Genomic DNA, 19,728 nt, shown 5'->3' with positions numbered 1-19,728 from the left:
CCGAGGCCCGGTCAGGCCGGCCGCCCGGGGCGTCGACCGTCCGGCGGAGCGGCAGGGGACCGTCCGTGCGGGTAGCATTGCCCATTGCTGACGCCGGCGGTACACCGTCCGGCGACGCGAGACCAGGCCGGCCGACACACGGCCGGCGTGTTTCCGGCGAGCGGTGAGGAGGCCGGTGTCCCACGATGTCGTCCCTCCGGCGGAGGGCACGGTGCACCCCACAGGCGACGCTGACGGCTCGGTGACCGACCGGAACGGCGACGCGCCGGCCCGGGTGACGGGCACCGACAACGGCTCCGGCAGGGCTCCTGCCGACAGCGTGACGGCTCCTACCGAGGTCACGGCGAGCGCCGTCGAGGCGTCGCCCGGCGCGGACGGGGTCGTGGTTCCGTTCCCGACCGATGTCGACCCGTCGCCGAGCGGCGGCTTCGGGTTCTCCAACGCGCCCACCGGCCGACGGGTGCGCGCCCGCCTGGCCCGGTTCAACGCGCCCTGGCAGACCTCGCAGGTCAGCGAGGTGCTGGAGCCGCTCATCGCCAGCCACCGGGAGAACCACCCGAAGGCCGACGCACGGTTGCTCCAGCGTGCCTTCGACACGGCCGCGCGGTGGCACTCCGGCCAGTACCGCAAGTCCGGCGACCCGTACATCACGCATCCCCTCGCCGTGGCGACGATCCTGGGCAACCTGGGGATGGACACGACCACGCTGGTCGCCGCGCTGCTGCACGACACTATCGAGGACACCGAGTACACCCTCGACGCGATGCGCGCCGACTTCGGCGGCGAGGTCGCCCTGCTGGTCGACGGCGTCACCAAGCTGGACAAGGTCAAGCTGGGCGACGCGGCCAAGGCCGAGACGATCCGCAAGATGGTCGTGGCGATGGCCAAGGACCCGCGGGTGCTGGTGATCAAGCTGGCCGACCGGCTGCACAACATGCGTACCCTGTCCTTCCTGCCGGCGCCGAAGCGCGAGCAGAAGGCCAAGGAGACCCTGGAGATCCTCGCGCCGCTGGCCCACCGCCTCGGTATGAACACGATCAAGTGGGAGCTGGAGGATCTGGCCTTCGGCACGCTCTTCCCGAAGCGGTTCGAGGAGATCAACCGGCTGATCGGTGAGCACCAGCCGCAGCGCGAGTCGCTGCTGCGGCAGGTCACCCAGAAGGTCGGCACCGACCTGAAGGCCGCCAAGATCAAGGCGGAGACGACCGGCCGACCGAAGCACCTCTACTCGATCTACCAGAAGATGATCGTGCGGGGTCGCGACTTCAACGACATCTACGACCTGGTGGGTGTGCGAATCCTGGTCGACACGGTGCGGGACTGCTACGCGGCGCTCGGGGTCATCCACGCCAACTGGCAGCCGGTGCCGGGCCGGTTCAAGGACTACATCGCCATGCCCAAGTTCAACATGTACCAGTCGTTGCACACGACGGTCATCGGGCCCACCGGCAAGCCGGTGGAGATGCAGATCCGCACGTACGCGATGCACCGCACCGCCGAGTTCGGCATCGCCGCGCACTGGAAGTACAAGGAGCACAAGGGCACCCCGGTGGTCGGTCCGCCGGCGCACATCGACGAGATGACCTGGCTGCGGCAGCTGCTGGACTGGCAGCGCGAGGCCGCCGACCCGAGCGAGTTCCTGGACGCGCTGCGCTTCGACCTGTCCAGCCAGGAGGTGTACGTCTTCACCCCCAAGGGTGACGTCATCCCGCTGCCGACCGGGTCGACGCCTGTCGACTTCGCGTACGCGGTGCACACCGAGGTCGGGCACAAGTGCATCGGCGCGCGGGTCAACGGCAAGCTCGTGCCGCTGGAGTCGACGCTGTCCAACGGCGACGTGATCGAGATCTTCACGTCGAAGTCCGAGACGGCCGGCCCCACGCAGGACTGGCTGGGATTCGTCAAGAGCCCGCGCGCTCGCACCAAGATCCGCCAGTACTTCAACAAGGAGCGGCGCGAGGAGGCGATCGAGGCCGGCAAGGACGCGATCGTCAAGGCGATGCGCAAGCAGGGCATGCCGCTGCAGCGGATGCTCACCTCCGACGCGCTGATGTCGATCGCACGGGACCTGCACCTCGCCGACGTGGCCTCGCTCTACGCGGCCGTCGGCGACAGCCAGGTCTCCGCGCAGTCGGTGGTGCAGAAGCTGATGGCCGCGTACGGCGGCGAGGAGGGCGCGGCGGAGGACATCGCCGAGACCGCCGTCGCCACCCGGCCGCCGCGCAGCCGGCAGAGCAGCAGCGACCCGGGCGTGGTGGTCCGGGGCGTCAGCGACGTCTGGATCAAGCTGGCGCGGTGCTGCACCCCGGTTCCGCCCGACTCGGTGTTCGGGTTCGTCACCCGCTCCGGTGGGGTGAGCGTGCACCGTGACGACTGCGCCAACGCCGAGGACCTGCGGGCGCAGGCCGAACGGGTGGTCGAGGTGAGCTGGAAGCTCACGTCCGCCTCCACGTTCCTGGTGGCGATCCAGGTCGAGGCTCTGGACCGGCACAAGCTGCTCGCCGACGTCACCCGGGTGCTCTCCGACGAGCGGGTGAACATCCTGTCCGCGACCGTCACCACCACCCGTGACCGGGTCGCGGTGAGCCGGTTCAGCTTCGAGATGGCCGACCCGAAGCACCTGGGCCACCTGCTGGCCACCGTTCGCAAGGTCGACGGTGTGTTCGACGCGTACCGGGTCACCTCCGGCGCCTGACGCGTACCCCACACACGAGAGCGCCCGCCGGCTCAGCCGGCGGGCGCTTCGTCATCCTGGTGGGCGTCAGCCCTGCGGCGCGCTCATCGTGAGGGTCTTGATGACGACCTCCTTCTTCGGGTGGCCGCCACCGGCCTGCTGGGCGAACGCCCCGTCGTCGCCGGCCTTGGCCACGTCCTTGACGATGTCCATGCCACCGGTGACGGTGCCCAGCACGGTGTACGCCGGGTCGAGCGGCGAGTCTCCGTACACGATGAAGAACTGGCTACCGGTGCTGCCCGGCTGACCGGAGTTGGCCATCGCGATGACACCCTCCGGGTACGGCGGGCGCTTGTCGGTGGGCAGGTTCTCCTCGGGCAGCCGGAAGCTCGGGCCACCCGTGCCGTCGGTGTCCCGCCAACCCTTGCCGGTGGCGCTCGGGTCACCGCACTGCAGCACCTTGATGCCCTCGGTCACCAGGCGGTGGCACTTGGTGTTGTCGAAGAACTTCTTCTCGGCGAGGAGGCTGAACGCCCCCGCCGTGCAGGGCACCTGCGACCGGTCGACCTTGGCCGTGATCGGGCCCAGGTTGGTGTCGATCGTCATGGTCTGCACACCGCTGGCGGACTGCTGGTTGCTCGGTACCCCGACGTCCTTGATCTGCGGGGACCGCTGGTCGGCCGGCATCGCGTTGTAGACGCACTCGGACGCCCCGGGCGCCGACGCGGCGTTCTTGTCCTTGTCGTCGTCGCCGCCGAGGGTCGTGGCCAGCCAGACGGTGCCGGCGACCACGAGGACCAGCACGGCGGCGGCGCCGACGATCGCCTGCGTCTGGCGGCGCTTGCGGGCCTTGGCCGAGCGCTCGGCCATCTCCTTCTCGAGTCGGGCGCGTGCCGCCGCGCGCTGCCGCTCTCTGGTGGACGTCACGCCTGGATCCTCCTGGCTGTTTGCTGCGGGGTGCCGCTCGGGTGGGTGGGGGCGACCGGTCAGCCGGCGCTCGGGCTGCTGGCCGGGGCGCCGGAGGGCGGCGGTGCCGCGCCGGTGACCGGCTCGCCGACCGTGAGGCTCTGGATCACCACGTCGGTCTTGGGCTTCACCTTCGCCCCGGTCCCATTGTCCACGGTCGGCTGGGCGCCGATCTTCTCCACCACGTCCAGCCCGCCGGTGACCTTGCCGATCACCGGGTACTTCGGGTCCGCCGTGGTGAAGTCCTTGAAGAAGATCAGGAACTGGCTGCCGTTGGCGCCCGGCGGGTTGGAGATCATCGCCACGGTGCCCTTGGGGTACGTCGGCGGCTGTCCGGGCGCGGGGCTGGCCGAGGGCGACGGCGCGGTCGGCACGTCCTCGTCGTAGAACGAGTAGGTGGGCCCACCGAGGCCGGTGCCGCTGGGGTCACCGCAGCGTAGCGCGCCGTCGGTGGTGATCTCGTGGCACTTGGTGTTGTCGTAGAACGACCGGCTCGCCAGGTGGGCGATGCTCGCGGCGGCGCACGGCGAGCTGGTCAGGTTCAGCTCGGCGGTGATCGGCGCGCCCTGGTTGGTGGTGACGGTCATCGCCCGGGTGCCGTCGGTCGGCAGACCCTTGGTCTCCGGCGTGCCGACGTCCTTGAGGTTGGTGTTCGCCGTCGCGTCCTGCGGCGTCCAGAGGCAGGTGTCCTCCGCGGCCGCGTTCTGCTTCGGGTCGGAGTCGAACGCCCCGAGCGCCCAAGCCGAGCCGGCAACGATCACCGCGAGGACCAGGAAGGCGCCCACGCCGGCCTGGATCTGCCGACGCCGCCGCGTGGCGGCCGCCCGGCGTGCCATCTGCCGGTCGAGCTTGGCCCGCGCCAGTTTGCGCTGCCGGTCCCTGCTGGAAGCCACAGGTGCTCCCCTTTCTTCGCCTGATCGTCACCGGCGGCCGGCTCTCCCGGCCCGTCCGGGCGTCGCGTGTGCCGCGCCACACGCCCGCCAGAGTGTACGGCTAGTGACTGGGAATGTGGTGTACGAGGTCCACCCCGTCCCGAGCAGCGCTTATCGGAAGTTGTCACTGTGCCGGTCGGGGCGCGCGGGACGGACGCGGCGAACCCGCTCGGCCCGCCCGATAGGCTGCTGGCAGGACGACAGCTCGACGGAGAGGACAGCGCCCGTGCTCGTGGCCGGCTTTCCCGCGGACGCCTTCGGCACCAACTGTTACGTGGTCGCCACCGCGCCGGGGGAGCAGTGCGTGGTGGTCGACCCCGGCATCGGGGTGCTCGACCAACTCGACGCGCTGCTCGCCGAGCACCGCCTGCATCCGGCCGCTGTGCTGCTCACCCACGGCCACCTGGACCACACGTTCTCGGTGGCGCCGGTCTGCGACGCCCGCGGGATCACCGCGTACGTGCACCCCGGCGACCGGGAGATGCTCGCCGACCCGGCCAAGGGCCTCTCGGCCGACCTGACGTCGCTCTTCGGCGGCCGGCTGAGCTACAGCGAGCCGGAGGACGTGGCCGAGTTGACCGACGGCGCCACCCTCACGCTCGCCGGCCTGGAGATCGCCGTCGACCACGCGCCGGGCCATACCGGCGGGTCGGTGCTGTTCCGGCTGCCCGGCGCCGGGTCGGGCTGGGAGGCGGACGAGATCTGCCTCTCCGGCGACGTCCTCTTCGCCGGTTCGATCGGCCGCACCGACCTGCCCGGCGGCAGCATGCCGGCCATGCTCGCCAGCCTGCGCGACAAGATCCTTCCGCTGGCCGACGACACCGTCGTGCTGCCCGGCCACGGCCCGAGCACCACCATCGGCCGCGAGCGCGCCGGCAACCCGTACCTCGTCGAGGTGGCCGGCACGTCGCCGGCCGCGCCCACCCGGGGTTTCTAGATCATTCGTCCGCGCCGCGCGCGGACCCACGACACCACCGCGCCATGGGCGCGGAACCGCAAGGAGTACGCGATGAGCAAGCCCACGCCCATCTCCGGGTTCCCGGAGTGGACCCCCGGTCAGCGGATGATCGAGCAGTTCGTGCTCGACAAGATCCGCGACACCTTCGAGCTGTACGGGTTCGCCCCCCTGGAGACCCGCTCGGTGGAGCCGCTGGACCAGCTCCTGCGCAAGGGGGAGACCTCCAAGGAGGTCTACGTGATCCGGCGGCTGCACGCCGACGCCGAGGGCGCCGGTGGTGATGACCAGCTCGGGCTGCACTTCGACCTGACCGTGCCGTTCGCCCGCTACGTGTTGGAGAACGCCGGCAAGCTCACCTTCCCGTTCCGTCGTTACCAGATCCAGAAGGTGTGGCGGGGGGAGCGGCCGCAGGAGGGCCGCTACCGGGAGTTCGTCCAGGCCGACATCGACATCGTCGACCGGGACACCCTCGCCCCGCACCACGAGGCGGAGATGCCGCTGGTCATCGGGGACGCGCTACGTGCCCTGCCCATCCCGCCGGTGACCATCCAGGTCAACAACCGCAAGATCTGGGAGGGCTTCTTCCGGGGCATCGGGGTGACCGACCCGGAGGCGGCGCTGCGTACCGTCGACAAGCTCGACAAGATCGGCCCGGCGAAGGTGGTCGAGCTGTTGGCCGAGACCGCGGGGGCGAGCGAGGCGCAGGCCAAGGCGTGCCTCGCGTTGGCCGAGATCTCCGCGCCGGACGCCTCGTTCGCCGACGCCGTACGCGCGCTCGGGGTCAGCGACCCGCTGCTGGACGAGGGCGTCGACGAGCTGGTCCGGGTGGTGGAGACCGCGGCCGGGCACTCGCCCGGCCTCTGCGTGGCCGACCTGCGCATCGCCCGCGGCCTGGACTACTACACGGGCACGGTCTACGAGACCCAGCTGCGCGGCTACGAGCGGTTCGGCTCGATCTGCTCCGGCGGCCGGTACGACAACCTGGCCAGCGCCGGCGCCGTCTCGTACCCCGGTGTGGGCATCTCGATCGGGGTGACCCGGCTGCTCGGGCTGCTCTTCGGGGCGGGGGAGCTGACCGTCTCCCGTTCGGTGCCCACCTGTGTCCTGGTGGCGCTCGCCGACGAGGAGCACCGGGCGGCCAGCGACAAGATCGCGGCAGAGCTGCGTCGGCGGGGGATCGCCACCGAGGTGTCCCCGAGCGCGGCCAAGTTCGGCAAGCAGATCCGGTACGCCGAGCGGCGGGGCATTCCGTACGTCTGGTTCCCGGGGGCCGACGGCGCGGCGGACGAGGTGAAGGACATCCGCTCCGGTGAGCAGGTCACGGCCGACGCGCAGGCCTGGACGCCACCCCCGGGCGACCTCCGGCCGGCGGTGAACTGAGGGCTTCCACTGGCGCTATCGGTCGCGGGGACCTACGGTAGCGTAAGTTACGCCACCGTAGGGAGTTCTTCGTGACCGTGAGCACCACACTGAGCCAGACCGCCCTGCTCGTCGAGCTGGAGCCGGTAGTCGCGCGCAACCTGGACCGCCATCTCTCGTTGGCGAAGGAATGGTTCCCGCACGAGTACGTGCCGTGGAGCGAGGGGCGCACCTTCGACGGGCCGCTCGGTGGCGAGGCGTGGTCGCCGACCGACTCAACGATCCCGGACGTGGCCCGCACCGCGCTGATCGTGAACCTGCTGACCGAGGACAACCTGCCCTCGTACCACCACGAGATCGCCACCCTGTTCGGCCGCGACGGCGCCTGGGGCACCTGGGTGCACCGGTGGACCGCGGAGGAGGGCCGGCACGGCGTCGCGATCCGCGACTACCTGACCGTCACCCGCGCCGTCGACCCGGTGGCGTTGGAGCGGGCCCGGATGACGCACATGTCGGAGGGCTACACGAACGCCCACGGCGACGAGGTGCTGCACTCGCTGGCGTACGTCTCGTTCCAGGAGTTGGCCACCCGGATCTCGCACCGCAACACCGGCAAGGCCACCGGCGACCCCGCCTGCGAGGCGCTGCTGGCCCGGGTGGCCGCCGACGAGAACCTGCACATGGTCTTCTACCGGAACCTGCTCGCCGCCGCGTTCGAGCTGGCCCCGAGCCAGGCCATGCGGGCCGTCGCCGATGTCGTCGCCGACTTCCAGATGCCCGGCAGCGGCATCGACGGCTTCGCCCGCAAGTCGGTGGCGATCGCCCTGGCCGGCATCTACGACCTGCGCCAGCACCGCGACGAGGTGTTGCAGCCGGTGCTGCGCCAGTGGGACGTCTTCAACGTCACCGGCCTCGACGCCGACGGCGAAGCCGCCCGCGAACAACTCGCCACCCAGCTCGACGCCCTGGACCGCGCGGCGTCCCGCTTCGAAGAAAAGCGCGACGCCCGAGCCGCCCGCCTGGCCCAGCGCTAACCCCCACCTGCACCCCGTCGATCTTGCACTTTCTGTTGTCACGAATCGGGGCACAGCCCGCGTTTCGGTGACAGGAACTGCAAGATCGACGGCAAAGGGGTGGGGTTAGGGGAGGGGGAGGATCAGGCAGGTGCTGGTGGCGTGGGCTACCAGGCGGCCCTGCGCGTCCGTTAGGCGGGCTTCGGCCAGGGCCGTGCGGCGTCCGCGTTGCAGGACGGTGCCCTCGCAGCTCAACGTGCCGCTCGCGACGGTGACCGGCCGGAGGAACTTCACGTTCAGGTCCAGCGAGGTGTAGCCGACCCCGGCGGGCAGCGTGGTGTGTACGGCGCAGGCGGCGGCGGTGTCCAGCAGTGTCGAGAGAACGCCGCCGTGCACGGTGCCCAGCGGGTTGTAGTGGAACTCCTGGGGGGTCAGCTCGACGACGACCCGCCCCTCGTCGGCCTCCATGCGGGCCATGTCGAGCAGGTGCATCACCGGGGGCGCGGCCAGTTCCCCCGCGATCATCGCGCGAAGCATGTCGAGGCCGCTGCGCCGACCGACCTGCGCCGCGTTGGCCGCCGGGTCCGACCAGGTGAAGGTACGGCTGCGCGCCGGCTCCTGAGTCTGTGTCATGGACGCAGCGTCGCAGGATGTTGCTGAGTCTGTCAATGAGACCTAGCCTGGTCGGATGAGGCCCGCGGCACTGGACTGGTCGGTGGAGAACTGCACCATCGCCCGCGCGATGGAGATCCTCGGCGAGCGGTGGACCATGGTGGTGCTGCGCGAGGTGTTCAGCGGCGTACGACGCTTCGACGACATGCGGGTCCGTACCGGGATCCCCAGGCAGGTTCTCACCAACCGGCTGGCCCTGCTGGTCGAGCGGGGCGTCCTTCGTCGCGAGCCGTACCGGGAGCCCGGCAGCCGACTGCGCCACGAGTACCGACTGACGGAGATGGGCCTCGCCCTCTGGCCCGTGCTCGTTGCCGTGCTCGGTTGGGGCGACAGGTACCTGGCCGACGCCGAGGGCGCGCCGTTGCGGGTGGAGCACCGCGACTGCGGCGCCGAGGTGCGCGCCGAGCTGCGCTGCGCCGACGGGCACGAGGTGCGGGACCCGCGTGACGTGCTGCCCCGCCCGGGGCCCGGCGCGCGCCGCCGCGACCCCTGACGCCGCCGGCCGCCCATCCCGGGGCGTCACACGTGTCCGCCCGGACGAGCCGGCGTCACACGTGTCCGCCCGGACGAGCCGGCGTGGCACGCGTCCGCCGGGGCTTGCCGGCGTCGTAGACGTCCGTCGGAACGGGCGGGCCGGCGTCGCCCGCGTCCGCCTGTTGTGGCGTCAACCGCCTCCGTTGCCCGGCGCTGTCCGAAAGGGATCCGGCGGTCGTCGGGGTGTGACGGTAGATGTCCCCGAGTGTGTCGATGGTGTTGCGCCGACGTCCTCGGTGACGTTCGACGAATTCGGGCGAAACCAGATCTTGTTAATGATCTTAAGTATGTGAATACTTCAGTTCACTCGACCGGTTTTCGCAGATCGGCCGGGTTGCCCTCGGGTCAGCCATCCCCGGCCAGACCCGTCTCCCCCGCCCAGGAGGTTTGTTACATGCGACCCACGAGGTCCTCCTTCCGTGTTGCGGCGACCGTCGCCGTGACCGGAACCCTGGTCGTCGGCTCGCTCATCGGCGCACCCGCCCAGGCCGCCCCCGCCGCCTCGCCCGACGCCGGCGCGGCCCTCTCCGCTCAGCTCGGTGACCGCTCCGCCGGCTCGTACATCGACGCCAGCGGCAAGACCGTCGTCACGGTGACCGACGCCGCCGCCGCGAGCGCGGTCAGCAAGGCCGGAGCGAGCGTCCGGTACGTCACCCGCGGCGCCGCCGAGCTCAACCGGGCCACCGCCGAGCTGGAGCGCTCGGCGAAGATCCCGGGCACCGCCTGGTGGAGCGACCCGATCACCAACCAGGTGGTCGTCTCCGTCGACAGCACCGTCACCGGCGCCAAGCTGGAGCGGGTCAAGGCGGCCGCCGCGCGCGCCAACGGCGCGGTGCGGGTCGAGGCCGAGGCCGGCGTGCTGAGCACCCGGATCTCCGGTGGCCAGGCCATCTACACCGGCGGTTACCGCTGCTCGCTGGGCTTCAACGTGCGCAGCGGCAGCACCTACTACTTCCTGACCGCCGGGCACTGCACCAACCTCGGCAGCAACTGGTACTCGAACTCGAGCCAGACCAGCCTGCTCGGCACCCGTACCGGCACCAGCTTCCCGGGCAACGACTACGGCATCGTGCGGCACAGCAACTCGGCGAACGCCGCCGGTAACGTCTACCTCTACAACGGCAGCTACCGGGACATCACCGGCGCCGGCAATGCGTCGGTCGGCCAGTCGGTGCAGCGCTCCGGCAGCACCACGGGCCTGCGCAGCGGCTCGGTGTCGGCGACCAACGCCACGGTGAACTACGCCGAGGGCTCGGTCTCCGGCCTGATCCGCACCAACGTCTGCGCCGAGGGTGGCGACAGCGGTGGCTCGCTCTTCTCCGGTAGCACCGCGCTCGGCCTCACCTCCGGCGGCAGCGGTAACTGCCGCACCGGCGGTACCACCTTCTTCCAGCCGGTCACCGAGCCGCTGAGCGTCTACGGCGTCAGCGTCTTCTGATCGACGTACCGCACGCGGGCCGCCGGGGCACTCCGGCGGCCCGCGTCGCGCGTGCGGGTCGGCTCACGCGAGCCGGTCGGGCCCGTCCGTCGGCAGCAACGAATCCGGGGGTACGACACCGGTCGTCGGCACCGACGGTCCGACTGGCGTGGTGCCGGCGGCGGCCCACGCGAGATGCGCCCGGCGCGCCGAGAGCACCGCCAGCAGCGGCCAGAGCGAGACGCCCACCGCCGTCACCCGTTCGGCCAGGCCGGTCCGGGATCCGCTGGTCACCTCGAACGCGAACCAGCCGAACAGGGCCAGCAGCACCAGCGTGGCGCTCAACGCCACGCCGCGCCGGAACGCCCAGGGCGGTTGCGGCGTGCGTGGATGCGCGGCGTCCGGGCCACGCGACAGCCGCAGCGCCGACCCGGCCGGCCAGAGCGCCAGCGCCAGGACGGCGATGGTCGCCACGATGCCGTGGCTGAGCGAGCCGCCGACCGCCGGTCGGGGAAAGGCGACGAGCGCGATGGTGGCCACGCCGCCGACGGCGAGCAGGAAACGGCTGGGTAGCCCGGCCGCGTGCAGCACCGCGGCGGTCGCCAGGTAACAGCACCCGAGCAGCACCAGGGCACTGATCATGATCCAGGCGTCGGTGGCGTCATGCCCGGCCAGTTCGCTGATGGTGTCGCGGATCGGGTCGTACCCGGCGGGTTGCCGGGCGCCCGCGACCGTCCAGCCGCCCACCAGCAGCACCGGCGCGGCGACCGCCGTGGCGACGCCCCAGTTCGGTACGGCGCGCATCAGGCCACGCTAACCGGCGTCGGGGCCCGCTGCCCGGGGTTCGCCGGCTCGTCCACCAGCGAATCGGGCCGGGCTGCCGGGTGCCCCCCAGCGGGCCCGGCCACCCCTGACAGAATGCGGGGTGAGGACTGTTCCACGATGAGGAGTTGCCAGCCGTGATCCGTACCCACAATGCCGGAAGCCTGCGCGCCGCGGACGCCGGCTCGACGGTGACGCTCGCCGGGTGGGTGGCCCGCCGGCGCGACCACGGCGGTGTCATCTTCGTCGACCTGCGTGACGGCTCCGGCGTCGTGCAGGTGGTGTTCCGCGAGGAGGACGCGCACGCGCTGCGCAACGAGTTCTGCGTGAAGGTCACCGGCGAGGTGACCCGCCGCCCCGAGGGCAACGAGAACCCCGACCTGCCCACCGGCGAGGTCGAGGTGACCGCCGCCGCGCTGGAGGTGCTCTCCGAGGCCGCGCCGCTGCCACTGCCGGTGGACGACCAGGTTGAGGCCGGTGACGACATCCGGCTCAAGTACCGCTACCTGGACCTGCGCCGCAGCGGCCCGGCGAACGCGCTGCGGCTGCGCTCGCGCGCCAGCCAGCTCGCCCGCGGCGTGCTGCACGAGCGGGACTTCCTGGAGATCGAGACGCCGACGCTGACCCGGTCGACCCCGGAGGGCGCCCGGGACTTCCTGGTGCCGGTGCGGTTGCAGCCCGGCAGCTGGTACGCGCTGCCGCAGTCGCCGCAGCTCTTCAAGCAGCTGCTGATGGTCGGCGGCATGGAGCGGTACTACCAGATCGCCCGCTGCTACCGCGACGAGGACTTCCGCGCCGACCGGCAGCCGGAGTTCACCCAGCTCGACATCGAGATGTCCTTCGTCACCGAGGACGACGTGATCGACCTCGGCGAGGCGATCGTCTCGGCGCTCTGGCAGGACCTGGCCGGGCACGAGATCACCCGACCGATCCCGCGGATCACCTGGCACGACGCGATGGCCCGGTACGGCTCGGACAAGCCGGACCTGCGCTACGGCGTCGAGCTGACCGAACTGACCGACTACCTGCGCGGCACCGAGTTCCGGGTGTTCGCCGGGGCGATCGACGCGGGCGGCTACGTCGGCGCGGTGGTGATGCCCGGTGGCGCGGCCCAGACCCGCAAGGAGCTGGACGGCTGGCAGGACTGGGCCAAGGCGCGCGGCGCGCGGGGCCTGGCGTACGTGGTGCTGGACGCCGAGACCGGCGAGGCGCGCGGACCGGTGGCCAAGAACCTCTCCGCCGAGCACCTGGGCGGGCTCGCCGACGCGGTCGGCGCGAAGCCGGGCGACGCGGTCTTCTTCGCCGCGAGCACCACCACCCGTGAGGCGCAGGAGCTGCTCGGCGCTGCCCGGGTCGAGATCGCCAAGCGCTCCGGCCTGATCGACGAGAGCGCCTGGGCGTTCTGCTGGGTGGTCGACGCCCCGATGTTCGAGAAGACGGACGAGGGCGCGTGGACGGCCGTGCACCACCCGTTCACCTCGCCGAACGCGGAGTGGGTGGACCGGTTCGAGGAGGCGCCGGACCGGGCCCTGGCCTACGCGTACGACATCGTCTGCAACGGCAACGAGATCGGCGGCGGGTCGATCCGTATCCACCGGGGTGACGTGCAGAAGCGGGTCTTCGACCTGCTGGGCATCACCCCGGAGGAGGCGCAGGACAAGTTCGGCTTCCTGCTGGAGGCGTTCAAGTACGGCGCCCCGCCGCACGGCGGCATCGCGTTCGGCTGGGACCGGGTCTGCATGCTGCTGGCCGGCGCGGACTCCATCCGCGAGGTCATCGCGTTCCCGAAGACCCGGGGCGGCTTCGACCCGCTGACCGGCGCGCCCACCCCGATCACCGCCCAGCAGCGCGCCGAGGCCGGCATCGACGCCAAGCCCAAGCCCGCGCCTGCGGCCCACACCGGCACCGCCGGCCCGGCCGCCCCGGTGGCCGACCCGGTCTGACCCGTCCCTGTTTGGTTGATCAAGAGGTTTGCGTCATCATCGCGGCGCGAGATGACGCGAACCTCTTGATCAACGGGGGAGTGGGCCGGGATGCGGGTGCTTGTCGTCGGGGGTAGTGGGTTTCTCGGGCGGGAGGTTTGTCGGCGGGGCGTACGCGTGGGGCTTTCGGTCGTCGGGACGTTTCACTCCGGTGAGATCGGGGTGCCGGGGGTCGCGGCGCGGCGGTTGGACGTGACCGACCGCGCCGCCGTGCGCGCGCTGGTCGCCGAGGTGCGGCCGGACGCCGTGGTCGCGACCCCCTACCGGTACGACGACTGGACGGTCACCGCCGACGGTGCCGCCCACGTGGCCCTCGCCGCCGCCCAGGTGGGTGCCCGGCTGGTGCACCTGTCCAGCGACGCGCTGCACGGCGGCCGACCCCAGCCGTACGCCGACGACGTGCCGCCCAGCCCGGTCAACGCGTACGGGGCCGCGAAGGCGGCGGCCGAGACCGCAGTGCGCGCGATCGATCCCGGTGCGGCGCTGGTGCGTACCTCGCTGATCCTGGGGGAGGGCAGCAAACAGATCCAGCTCTGCCGCGACGCGCTCGCCGGGCGGGCCGTCCTGTTCACCGACGAGGTCCGGTGCCCGGTCGACGTCACCGACCTGGCCGACGCCGTGCTGGAGCTGGCCCGATCGTCGTACGCCGGTCTGCTCAACGTGGCCGGTGTCGACGCGGTCAGCCGGGCCGAGCTGGGCCTGCTGGTCGCCGAGCGGTTCGGGCTGGACGCGACAGGACTGAAGACCACCATGGCCGCCGCCGTCGGTGTCGTGCGCCCCAGCGGCGTACGCCTCGACTCCGCCCGCGCCGCCGGCCTGCTGCGGACCCGCCTGCGCGGGGTACGGGAACTCCTCGCTTGACATCGTGCACACTTTCTATGCACAACTCTTGTGCATAGAAAGTGTGCAGAGATAGTGTGCAGTCATGGCGAATGACGAAGCGACCCCGCAGCCGACCCCCCGGGAGGTGCGGATCGACAAGCGGCAGGTCCGGGTGCTCGCGCACCCGCTGCGGATGCGACTGGTCGGTGCCCTGCGGGTGAACGGGCCCGCCACCGCCACCACCCTCGCCGAACTTCTCGGCACCAACACCGGCGCGACCAGCTACCACCTGCGCCAACTCGCCGAGGTCGGGCTGGTCACCGAGGATCCCGACCGGGGCAGCGGACGGCAGCGCTGGTGGCAGGCCGCGCACGACGTCACGAGCTGGGAGCCGAGCGACTTCGACGACGACCCCGACGCCCGTGCCGCTATCGAGTGGATCCAGGGCGACCAGGTGCGCCTCCTCGTCGAACACGCCGACCGCTGGTTCGCCAATCAGCACGAGTGGTCCCCCGCCTGGCGGGACGCCTTTGGCATGGGCGACATCTTCCTGACCGTCCCGCCTGAGCGGCTGGAGGCGCTCAAGGCGGAGGTGTGGCAGGTGCTGGAGCGGTACCACCGCGAGGCCGAGTCGGTCGACGCGGCCGAGCCCGCCGACCCGCAGGCCCGCCCGGTGCAGGTCTTCCTGGCCGCCTATCCGCTGCTGGACGGTCCCAAATGAGCGTGAGGAGTGAGTCGGGTTTGCGAGCCCCGCAGTCGCGAATGGAGGTGACGTCGTGAGCGCGCTCACCGTACGCCAGGTCCGGCGTCGCTACCTCACGCTGTACGGCCTGCGCTGGCTGCCCACGGGCCTGCTGATCCCGGTGCTGATCCTGCTGATGCAGGAGCGCGGCCTGTCGCTGCCGCAGATCGGCCTGGTCAGCACCGCGCAGGGGCTGCTGGTGCTCGCGCTGGAGCTGCCCACCGGTGGATTCGCCGACGCCCTCGGGCGCAAGCCGGTCCTGCTCGCCGCCGGGGTTCTCAACCTCGCCTCCCTCGCGGTGTTCGCGGTGGCCGACTCGTTCGCGCTGTTCTTCCTGGTCTGGGCCCTGCAGGGTGTCTACCGGGCGCTCGACAGCGGCCCCCTGGAGTCCTGGTACGTCGACGCCACGCTGGCCGCCGACCCGCAGGCCGAGTACGAGAAGGGCCTCGGCTACGCCGGCACCGTCGTCGGGATCGCCATCGGCGGCGGGGCCCTGATCAGTGGCGGACTGGTCGCGCTCGGGCCGCTCGGCCCGGTCAGCGCCCTCACCGTGCCGGTGCTGGCCGCGCTCCTCGCGCAGGCGGTGGCGCTCGGCGCGTTGCTGGTCCTGCTGGTCGAGGAGCGCCCGACCACCGGTCTGGCGGCGGTGCGCGCGTCGGTGACGCAGGCCCCCCGCATGATCGGCCAGGCGGTCGGCCTGCTGCGCCGATCCCGGGTACTGCTCGCATTGGTGGCGGTGGAGCTGTTCTGGGGCTTCGGCATGATCACCTTCGAATCGCTGCTGCCGGTCCGGCTCGCCGAGGTGGTCGGCGACCCGGAACGCGCCGCCGCGCTGCTCGGCCCGGCCAGCTCCGCCGCCTGGATCGCCAACGCGGCCGGCGCGGCGCTCACCCCGCTACTGCTGCGCTGGCCCGGGGCGGCGCCGGGCGCGGCCCTGCTGCGCATCCTGCAGGGGGCGACGGTCGTCGGGATGGGACTGCTCGCCGGCCCGGTCGGGGTGCTCGTCGCCTACCTGGCCTGCTACGCCGTGCACGGCGCGTCGAACCCGCTGCACAGTGGCCTGCTGCACCGCCAGGTCGACGGCCCGTACCGCACCAGCGTGCTCTCGCTGAACTCGATGATGGCGCAGCCGGCCGCCGCGCTCGGCGGAGTCGTGCTGACCGCGCTCGCGGCCAGCACCAGCGTGGGTACGGCGATGGTGGTCGGCGCGGTCGTGCTGGCCGTCGCGGCCCCGCTCTACCTGCCCGCCTGGCGGGCCGACCGGCGGGCAACCCCCGTCGCCGAACCGGTCACGATTCCCGTAGCCGCCGATCGATGAGGGGGAGGGGCCGCCGGTCCTGGACGGGTGGCCCCTTCCGGTGCTTTCAGGTGAGGCGGATCGAGGCGAGCGGGAGGGTGTCGGTGAAGCCGAGCCGACGGTAGAGCCGTATCGCGCCGACATTGCTCGGATAGACGCCGAGCCCCACGGTGTCGTAGCGGGCCAGCAGAGCCCGAGTCATCCCGGCGGTAAGCGCCGCGCCAAGGCCGCGACCCCGCTGGTCCGGGGCTACGGTCAGACCGGCGAGGAAACCGATCTCGCCCTGACTGCGATCCGCCCCGCATGCCACCAGCCGGTCGCCGGCGCGGATGCCGTACCAGGCCACCACGCGTGGATCGGTCGGGCGGGAGGTGGTGCTCGGAAACGCCTCGTCGATCAGCGCCTCCATGGCGGGGCGGTCGCTGTCGGTGAGCCTTACGACCCGCTCCTCGTCCGGCTGGAGCGGCGGCGGCGTCGAGGTCCAGTGGAAGACCCAGTCCCGGTGTTCGGTCACCGACAGTCGGTCGGACATTTGTTCGCGGTCGTGCTGGGGCAGGTGCAGCCGCTGGCCCGGGAGCAACGTCCCTCCGGCGACCAGCGCGACACACATCTCGATCGCCGGCTCGGGCGGGCCGATCGCGCAGCCGGCTGACCCGTGCTCGGGCGGCAGCAGCCACAGCACGGCCCCCTCGCGCCGGTAGCCGCGCGCCGACGGGCGGCCGCCGAGCGCGTGTCGGGCGAACGGGTGGTGGCCGGCGGCGGCCAGGATGGCGGCCCGGTCGTGGAGCACCTGGTCGTCGACGATCATGCAGTTCAGCCTAGGTGTCGGCGTACCGGCAACCAAGCCGGGCTGGCGATGCGCCCCGCTCGACGGCCGGTGTGTCGTACCGCGCCGCCAAGATCGTCACAACGTCGGGGATGTTGCTGCTTCAGCGGCGCCGGAGGCAGCGACTTCACCGAAGTTGCGCGACGGGGCCGGAGCGAGGTGAGCGGCGACCGGCCGGTGGGGTACGCAGCAGATCCACGGTGGAGATTGGCGGGTCGACCGATTGGGTACATCACGCGCCGACCTACTGGGAACCCCCACCGGAGGACCGATATGCTCGCCATTCTCGCGGCCATCGTCTTTGGCTTCGCCCTGCTGATCGACCTGTTCGACACCAACTTCGGCGCGCCCGACCTGTTCAACTGGAACACCCTCGTACTCATCGGCCTCTTCCTGCTCGCGCTCTACCTGGGCGGCGTCGGCAGCGGGCCGCGCGGCGGTGGTGGCGGTCGCTGGTACCGGGGTCGTCGCCCCGGCCGTGGCTGACCGAGACCGATCAGCGGTGGCCCGGCCCGTAGCGCGATTCCGGCGTCTCGGGTCGGGCCCGGTACTGTCTTCGTGATGGAGTCCGACGCTCTCTTCTCCCTCGGTGCCCCCACCGGGTCGCGTGGCGCGCCCGAGGGTCCCGCCGGTGTAGACGGCTTCACTCCGGTAGCGGACGATTCGCCCCTGCCTGTCCGCATGCGACCCGCGAGCCTGGACGAGCTGATCGGGCAGGACCACCTGCTGGCCCCCGGCGCGCCGCTGCGGCAACTGGTCTCCGGCGGTGCGCCGATGTCGGTCATCCTCTGGGGTCCGCCCGGTAGTGGCAAGACGACCATCGCGCACCTGGTGGCCGGCGCGACCGACCGCCGTTTCGTCGCCATGTCGGCGCTGTCCGCCGGCGTCAAGGACGTCCGCGCGGTGATCGAGACGGCCCGTCGTCAGCGCCGTTCGGGCGGCCCGCAGACGGTGCTGTTCATCGACGAGGTGCACCGGTTCAGCAAGACCCAGCAGGATTCGCTGCTCGCCGCCGTCGAGGACCGGACGGTCACGCTCCTCGCGGCGACCACCGAGAACCCGTACTTCTCGGTCATCTCGCCATTGCTCTCGCGGTGCGTGCTGCTCACCCTGCAACCGCTCGACGACGACGCCGTACGCGGCCTGCTGCGCCGCGCGGTCGCCGACGGGCGCGGCCTGGGCGGCGCGCTCACCCTGGCCACCGATGCCGAGGACCATCTCGTCCGGCTCGCCGCCGGTGACGTCCGCAAGGCGTTGACCGCGCTGGAGGCGGCGGCGGCCTCCGCCACGGCCCTCGGCGCCGGGCGCATCGACCTGGCCACCGCCGAGCAGGCGGTCGACGTGGCGGCGGTGCGGTACGACCGCGACGGCGACGCCCACTACGACGTGATCAGCGCCTTCATCAAGAGCATGCGCGGCTCGGACGTCGACGCCGCGGTGCACTGGCTGGCCCGGATGCTGGTCGCCGGGGAGGACGCCCGGTTCATCGCCCGACGACTCGTCATCTTCGCGAGCGAGGACGTGGGCATGGCCGACCCCACCGCGCTGAGCGTGGCCACCGCCGCCGCGCACGCGGTGGAGTACGTCGGCCTGCCCGAGGTGCAGCTCAACCTGGCCCAGGCCGTGATCCACCTGGCCACCGCGCCGAAGTCGAACTCGGCCACCACCGCGATCGGCGCTGCCATCGCCGACGTACGGGCCGGGCGGGGCGGTCCGGTGCCCCGGGGTCTGCGTGACGCGCACTACGCCGGCGCCCGCGGGTTGGGCCACGGCACCGGATACCGCTACCCGCACGACGACCAGCGCGGCGTGGTCACCCAGCAGTACGTCCCCGACGACCTGGTGGGCGTCGACTACTACCAGCCCGGCCCACACGGGGCGGAACGGTCCGTGGCGACGCGGCTGCCGCTGCTGCGCCGGATCGTGCGCGGGCTGCCGGTCCCGCCGGCCCGCCCGGAAAGTCCGCCCGCGACGGCCGGACCGGCCGCCACGGCCGCGCCGGCCGCCGGGGATTCGGTAACGCCGCAGCCGGGGACGGCGCTTGCTGGTCGGAACGGCCGGGCGGTCACGGGTGTGGATGGTGCCGCTACGACGCAGGACGGCGGCACGAACGCCGCAGGAGAGGGTCAACAGTGAGATCGCGTGGTGCCGACCGCCCCGACGAGGGCCCGGACGAGCGGCGTGATCCCCGCGCCAAGGGCCGCCGCTGGGGTCGAGGCCGAGCCGAGGCCGAGCCGGAGGAGCCGGTAGCCGGCGAGGAGTTCGGCTGGATCGACGACCTGCGTTCGGCCAAGCAGCAACGGGGCGAGCTGGGCCCGGACGGGGTTCCGGTTGAGCCGGTGCCGCCGCGTGCCGGCGTGCCGACGCCCCCGGACGCGCCCCCCGGCCCGCGCCGGCCGGACACCGAGGCCGCCGGGGCGCGCCGAGGTGTCGACGGACCCTGGCCCGGCGAGACGCCCCCGCCCGGTCGCCGCCCGGACGCCCGCCCGCCCGCCGACCGGGCGCCGGTTGAGCGCCCGCGTGAGCTTGGGCCGGCCGGCGTCTCCGGTCCGCCGTCGCCGCGCGGCAACCAGCCAGTTCCCGGCGTCGACCCGCGCGCCGCCGCGGGCCCGCGTACGCCGCCGTCCGTCCGTCCGGGCGGCGGTGACCCGGCCGACCCCGCCGGCCCCCGACCGAGGGGCGGCGCTCCGGCCGGCCCCGCGCGAGCGCGTC

16 protein-coding genes and 1 pseudogene are annotated in these 19,728 nt (G+C 72.2%); 12 read left to right on the top strand and 5 right to left on the bottom strand.

Annotation, left to right across the window (positions count from 1 at the left end; all coding sequences use genetic code 11):
• The first annotated feature begins 175 nt into the window (after positions 1 to 175).
• Positions 176 to 2,695 carry a bifunctional (p)ppGpp synthetase/guanosine-3',5'-bis(diphosphate) 3'-pyrophosphohydrolase gene (locus ACIBTX_RS06720; RefSeq protein WP_355053635.1) on the top strand — a complete coding sequence of 840 codons (2,520 nt, stop codon included), beginning with the start codon at positions 176 to 178 and terminating at the stop codon, positions 2,693 to 2,695.
• 66 nt (positions 2,696 to 2,761) lie between these two features.
• On the opposite strand, the gene ACIBTX_RS06715 is transcribed toward ACIBTX_RS06720, so the two are convergent.
• Positions 2,762 to 3,601, bottom strand: a complete 840-nt coding sequence (locus ACIBTX_RS06715) for a peptidylprolyl isomerase (RefSeq protein ID WP_355053634.1) — start codon at positions 3,599 to 3,601, stop codon at positions 2,762 to 2,764.
• 59 nt (positions 3,602 to 3,660) lie between these two features.
• The gene (locus tag ACIBTX_RS06710) at positions 3,661 to 4,533 is read right to left on the bottom strand and encodes a peptidylprolyl isomerase (protein ID WP_357133515.1); all 873 of its coding nucleotides are present in this window, start codon (positions 4,531 to 4,533) and stop codon (positions 3,661 to 3,663) included.
• A gap of 265 nt (positions 4,534 to 4,798) precedes the next feature.
• On the opposite strand from ACIBTX_RS06710, the gene ACIBTX_RS06705 reads away from it, so the two are divergent.
• The 3 genes from ACIBTX_RS06705 to ACIBTX_RS06695 all read left to right on the top strand — a co-directional run bounded on the left by ACIBTX_RS06705 (position 4,799) and on the right by ACIBTX_RS06695 (position 7,923).
• A complete protein-coding gene (locus ACIBTX_RS06705; RefSeq protein ID WP_357133513.1) occupies positions 4,799 to 5,509 on the top strand; it encodes an MBL fold metallo-hydrolase in 711 nt (236 codons plus the stop codon).
• A 72-nt stretch (positions 5,510 to 5,581) separates the two neighbouring features.
• Complete coding sequence (gene hisS / locus ACIBTX_RS06700) at positions 5,582 to 6,910, top strand: histidine--tRNA ligase (protein WP_357175765.1); 1,329 nt, start codon at positions 5,582 to 5,584, stop codon at positions 6,908 to 6,910.
• A 71-nt stretch (positions 6,911 to 6,981) separates the two neighbouring features.
• Positions 6,982 to 7,923, top strand: coding sequence for an acyl-ACP desaturase (locus ACIBTX_RS06695; protein ID WP_357133509.1), 942 nt, complete (start codon positions 6,982 to 6,984; stop codon positions 7,921 to 7,923).
• A 105-nt stretch (positions 7,924 to 8,028) separates the two neighbouring features.
• Here ACIBTX_RS06695 and ACIBTX_RS06690 read toward each other — a convergent pair whose 3' ends face one another.
• Entirely contained in the window at positions 8,029 to 8,535 is a 507-nt protein-coding gene (locus ACIBTX_RS06690) for a PaaI family thioesterase (RefSeq protein WP_357133507.1), read from the bottom strand.
• A 55-nt stretch (positions 8,536 to 8,590) separates the two neighbouring features.
• Here ACIBTX_RS06690 and ACIBTX_RS06685 point away from each other — a divergent pair, with 55 nt between their 5' ends.
• Together ACIBTX_RS06685 and ACIBTX_RS06680 are read left to right on the top strand one after the other, a co-directional pair.
• Positions 8,591 to 9,067 carry a helix-turn-helix domain-containing protein gene (locus ACIBTX_RS06685; RefSeq protein WP_357175763.1) on the top strand — a complete coding sequence of 159 codons (477 nt, stop codon included), beginning with the start codon at positions 8,591 to 8,593 and terminating at the stop codon, positions 9,065 to 9,067.
• Positions 9,068 to 9,502: 435 nt separating this feature from the next.
• Positions 9,503 to 10,546: a S1 family peptidase gene (locus ACIBTX_RS06680; RefSeq protein WP_357175760.1), complete on the top strand. Its 1,044-nt coding sequence runs from the start codon at positions 9,503 to 9,505 to the stop codon at positions 10,544 to 10,546.
• Between the two features lie 63 nt (positions 10,547 to 10,609).
• Here the strand turns inward: ACIBTX_RS06680 and ACIBTX_RS06675 are convergent, their stop codons facing one another.
• Complete coding sequence (locus ACIBTX_RS06675; RefSeq protein WP_357175757.1) at positions 10,610 to 11,329, bottom strand: DUF998 domain-containing protein; 720 nt, start codon at positions 11,327 to 11,329, stop codon at positions 10,610 to 10,612.
• 155 nt (positions 11,330 to 11,484) lie between these two features.
• On the opposite strand from ACIBTX_RS06675, the gene aspS reads away from it, so the two are divergent.
• The 4 genes and pseudogenes from aspS to ACIBTX_RS06655 form a co-directional block, all read left to right on the top strand.
• A complete protein-coding gene (gene aspS / locus ACIBTX_RS06670) occupies positions 11,485 to 13,290 on the top strand; it encodes an aspartate--tRNA ligase (protein ID WP_357133499.1) in 1,806 nt (601 codons plus the stop codon).
• Between the two features lie 90 nt (positions 13,291 to 13,380).
• Positions 13,381 to 14,190 (top strand): sugar nucleotide-binding protein, encoded by an 810-nt coding sequence (locus tag ACIBTX_RS06665; protein WP_357133497.1) that lies wholly within the window; start codon positions 13,381 to 13,383, stop codon positions 14,188 to 14,190.
• A gap of 64 nt (positions 14,191 to 14,254) precedes the next feature.
• Positions 14,255 to 14,872 carry a helix-turn-helix domain-containing protein gene (locus ACIBTX_RS06660; RefSeq protein ID WP_357133495.1) on the top strand — a complete coding sequence of 206 codons (618 nt, stop codon included), beginning with the start codon at positions 14,255 to 14,257 and terminating at the stop codon, positions 14,870 to 14,872.
• A 55-nt stretch (positions 14,873 to 14,927) separates the two neighbouring features.
• Positions 14,928 to 16,169 (top strand): annotated as a pseudogene (locus ACIBTX_RS06655) (MFS transporter); the annotation flags it as partial.
• A gap of 88 nt (positions 16,170 to 16,257) precedes the next feature.
• On the opposite strand, the gene ACIBTX_RS06650 reads toward ACIBTX_RS06655, so the two are convergent.
• Positions 16,258 to 16,998, bottom strand: a complete 741-nt coding sequence (locus tag ACIBTX_RS06650; protein ID WP_357133493.1) for an N-acetyltransferase — start codon at positions 16,996 to 16,998, stop codon at positions 16,258 to 16,260.
• 291 nt (positions 16,999 to 17,289) lie between these two features.
• Here ACIBTX_RS06650 and ACIBTX_RS06645 point away from each other — a divergent pair, with 291 nt between their 5' ends.
• Together ACIBTX_RS06645 and ACIBTX_RS06640 are read left to right on the top strand one after the other, a co-directional pair.
• Positions 17,290 to 17,502 carry a hypothetical protein gene (locus tag ACIBTX_RS06645; protein ID WP_357133491.1) on the top strand — a complete coding sequence of 71 codons (213 nt, stop codon included), beginning with the start codon at positions 17,290 to 17,292 and terminating at the stop codon, positions 17,500 to 17,502.
• A gap of 75 nt (positions 17,503 to 17,577) precedes the next feature.
• Entirely contained in the window at positions 17,578 to 19,152 is a 1,575-nt protein-coding gene (locus ACIBTX_RS06640) for a replication-associated recombination protein A (protein ID WP_357133489.1), read from the top strand.
• Positions 19,153 to 19,728: the final 576 nt, after the last annotated feature.

It is taken from the genome of Micromonospora sp. NPDC049359 (genome assembly GCF_044466585.1).
Lineage (GTDB): Bacteria > Actinomycetota > Actinomycetes > Mycobacteriales > Micromonosporaceae > Micromonospora.
Note: the sequence above shows the minus strand (reverse complement) of the source record. Positions and strands in the feature narration are given on the sequence as shown.

What these genes read in the sequence shown, in the direction of transcription:
- hisS (WP_357175765.1), top strand. Translation starts at nt 5,582, where the DNA reads ATGAGCAAGCCCACGCCCATCTCCGGGTTCCCGGAGTGGACCCCCGGT.
- ACIBTX_RS06665 (WP_357133497.1), top strand. Translation starts at nt 13,381, where the DNA reads ATGCGGGTGCTTGTCGTCGGGGGTAGTGGGTTTCTCGGGCGGGAGGTT.
- ACIBTX_RS06645 (WP_357133491.1), top strand. Translation starts at nt 17,290, where the DNA reads ATGCTCGCCATTCTCGCGGCCATCGTCTTTGGCTTCGCCCTGCTGATC.
- ACIBTX_RS06680 (WP_357175760.1), top strand. Translation starts at nt 9,503, where the DNA reads ATGCGACCCACGAGGTCCTCCTTCCGTGTTGCGGCGACCGTCGCCGTG.
- ACIBTX_RS06690 (WP_357133507.1), bottom strand. Translation starts at nt 8,535, where the DNA reads ATGACACAGACTCAGGAGCCGGCGCGCAGCCGTACCTTCACCTGGTCG.
- ACIBTX_RS06660 (WP_357133495.1), top strand. Translation starts at nt 14,255, where the DNA reads ATGGCGAATGACGAAGCGACCCCGCAGCCGACCCCCCGGGAGGTGCGG.
- ACIBTX_RS06650 (WP_357133493.1), bottom strand. Translation starts at nt 16,998, where the DNA reads ATGATCGTCGACGACCAGGTGCTCCACGACCGGGCCGCCATCCTGGCC.
- ACIBTX_RS06640 (WP_357133489.1), top strand. Translation starts at nt 17,578, where the DNA reads ATGGAGTCCGACGCTCTCTTCTCCCTCGGTGCCCCCACCGGGTCGCGT.
- ACIBTX_RS06685 (WP_357175763.1), top strand. Translation starts at nt 8,591, where the DNA reads ATGAGGCCCGCGGCACTGGACTGGTCGGTGGAGAACTGCACCATCGCC.
- ACIBTX_RS06675 (WP_357175757.1), bottom strand. Translation starts at nt 11,329, where the DNA reads ATGCGCGCCGTACCGAACTGGGGCGTCGCCACGGCGGTCGCCGCGCCG.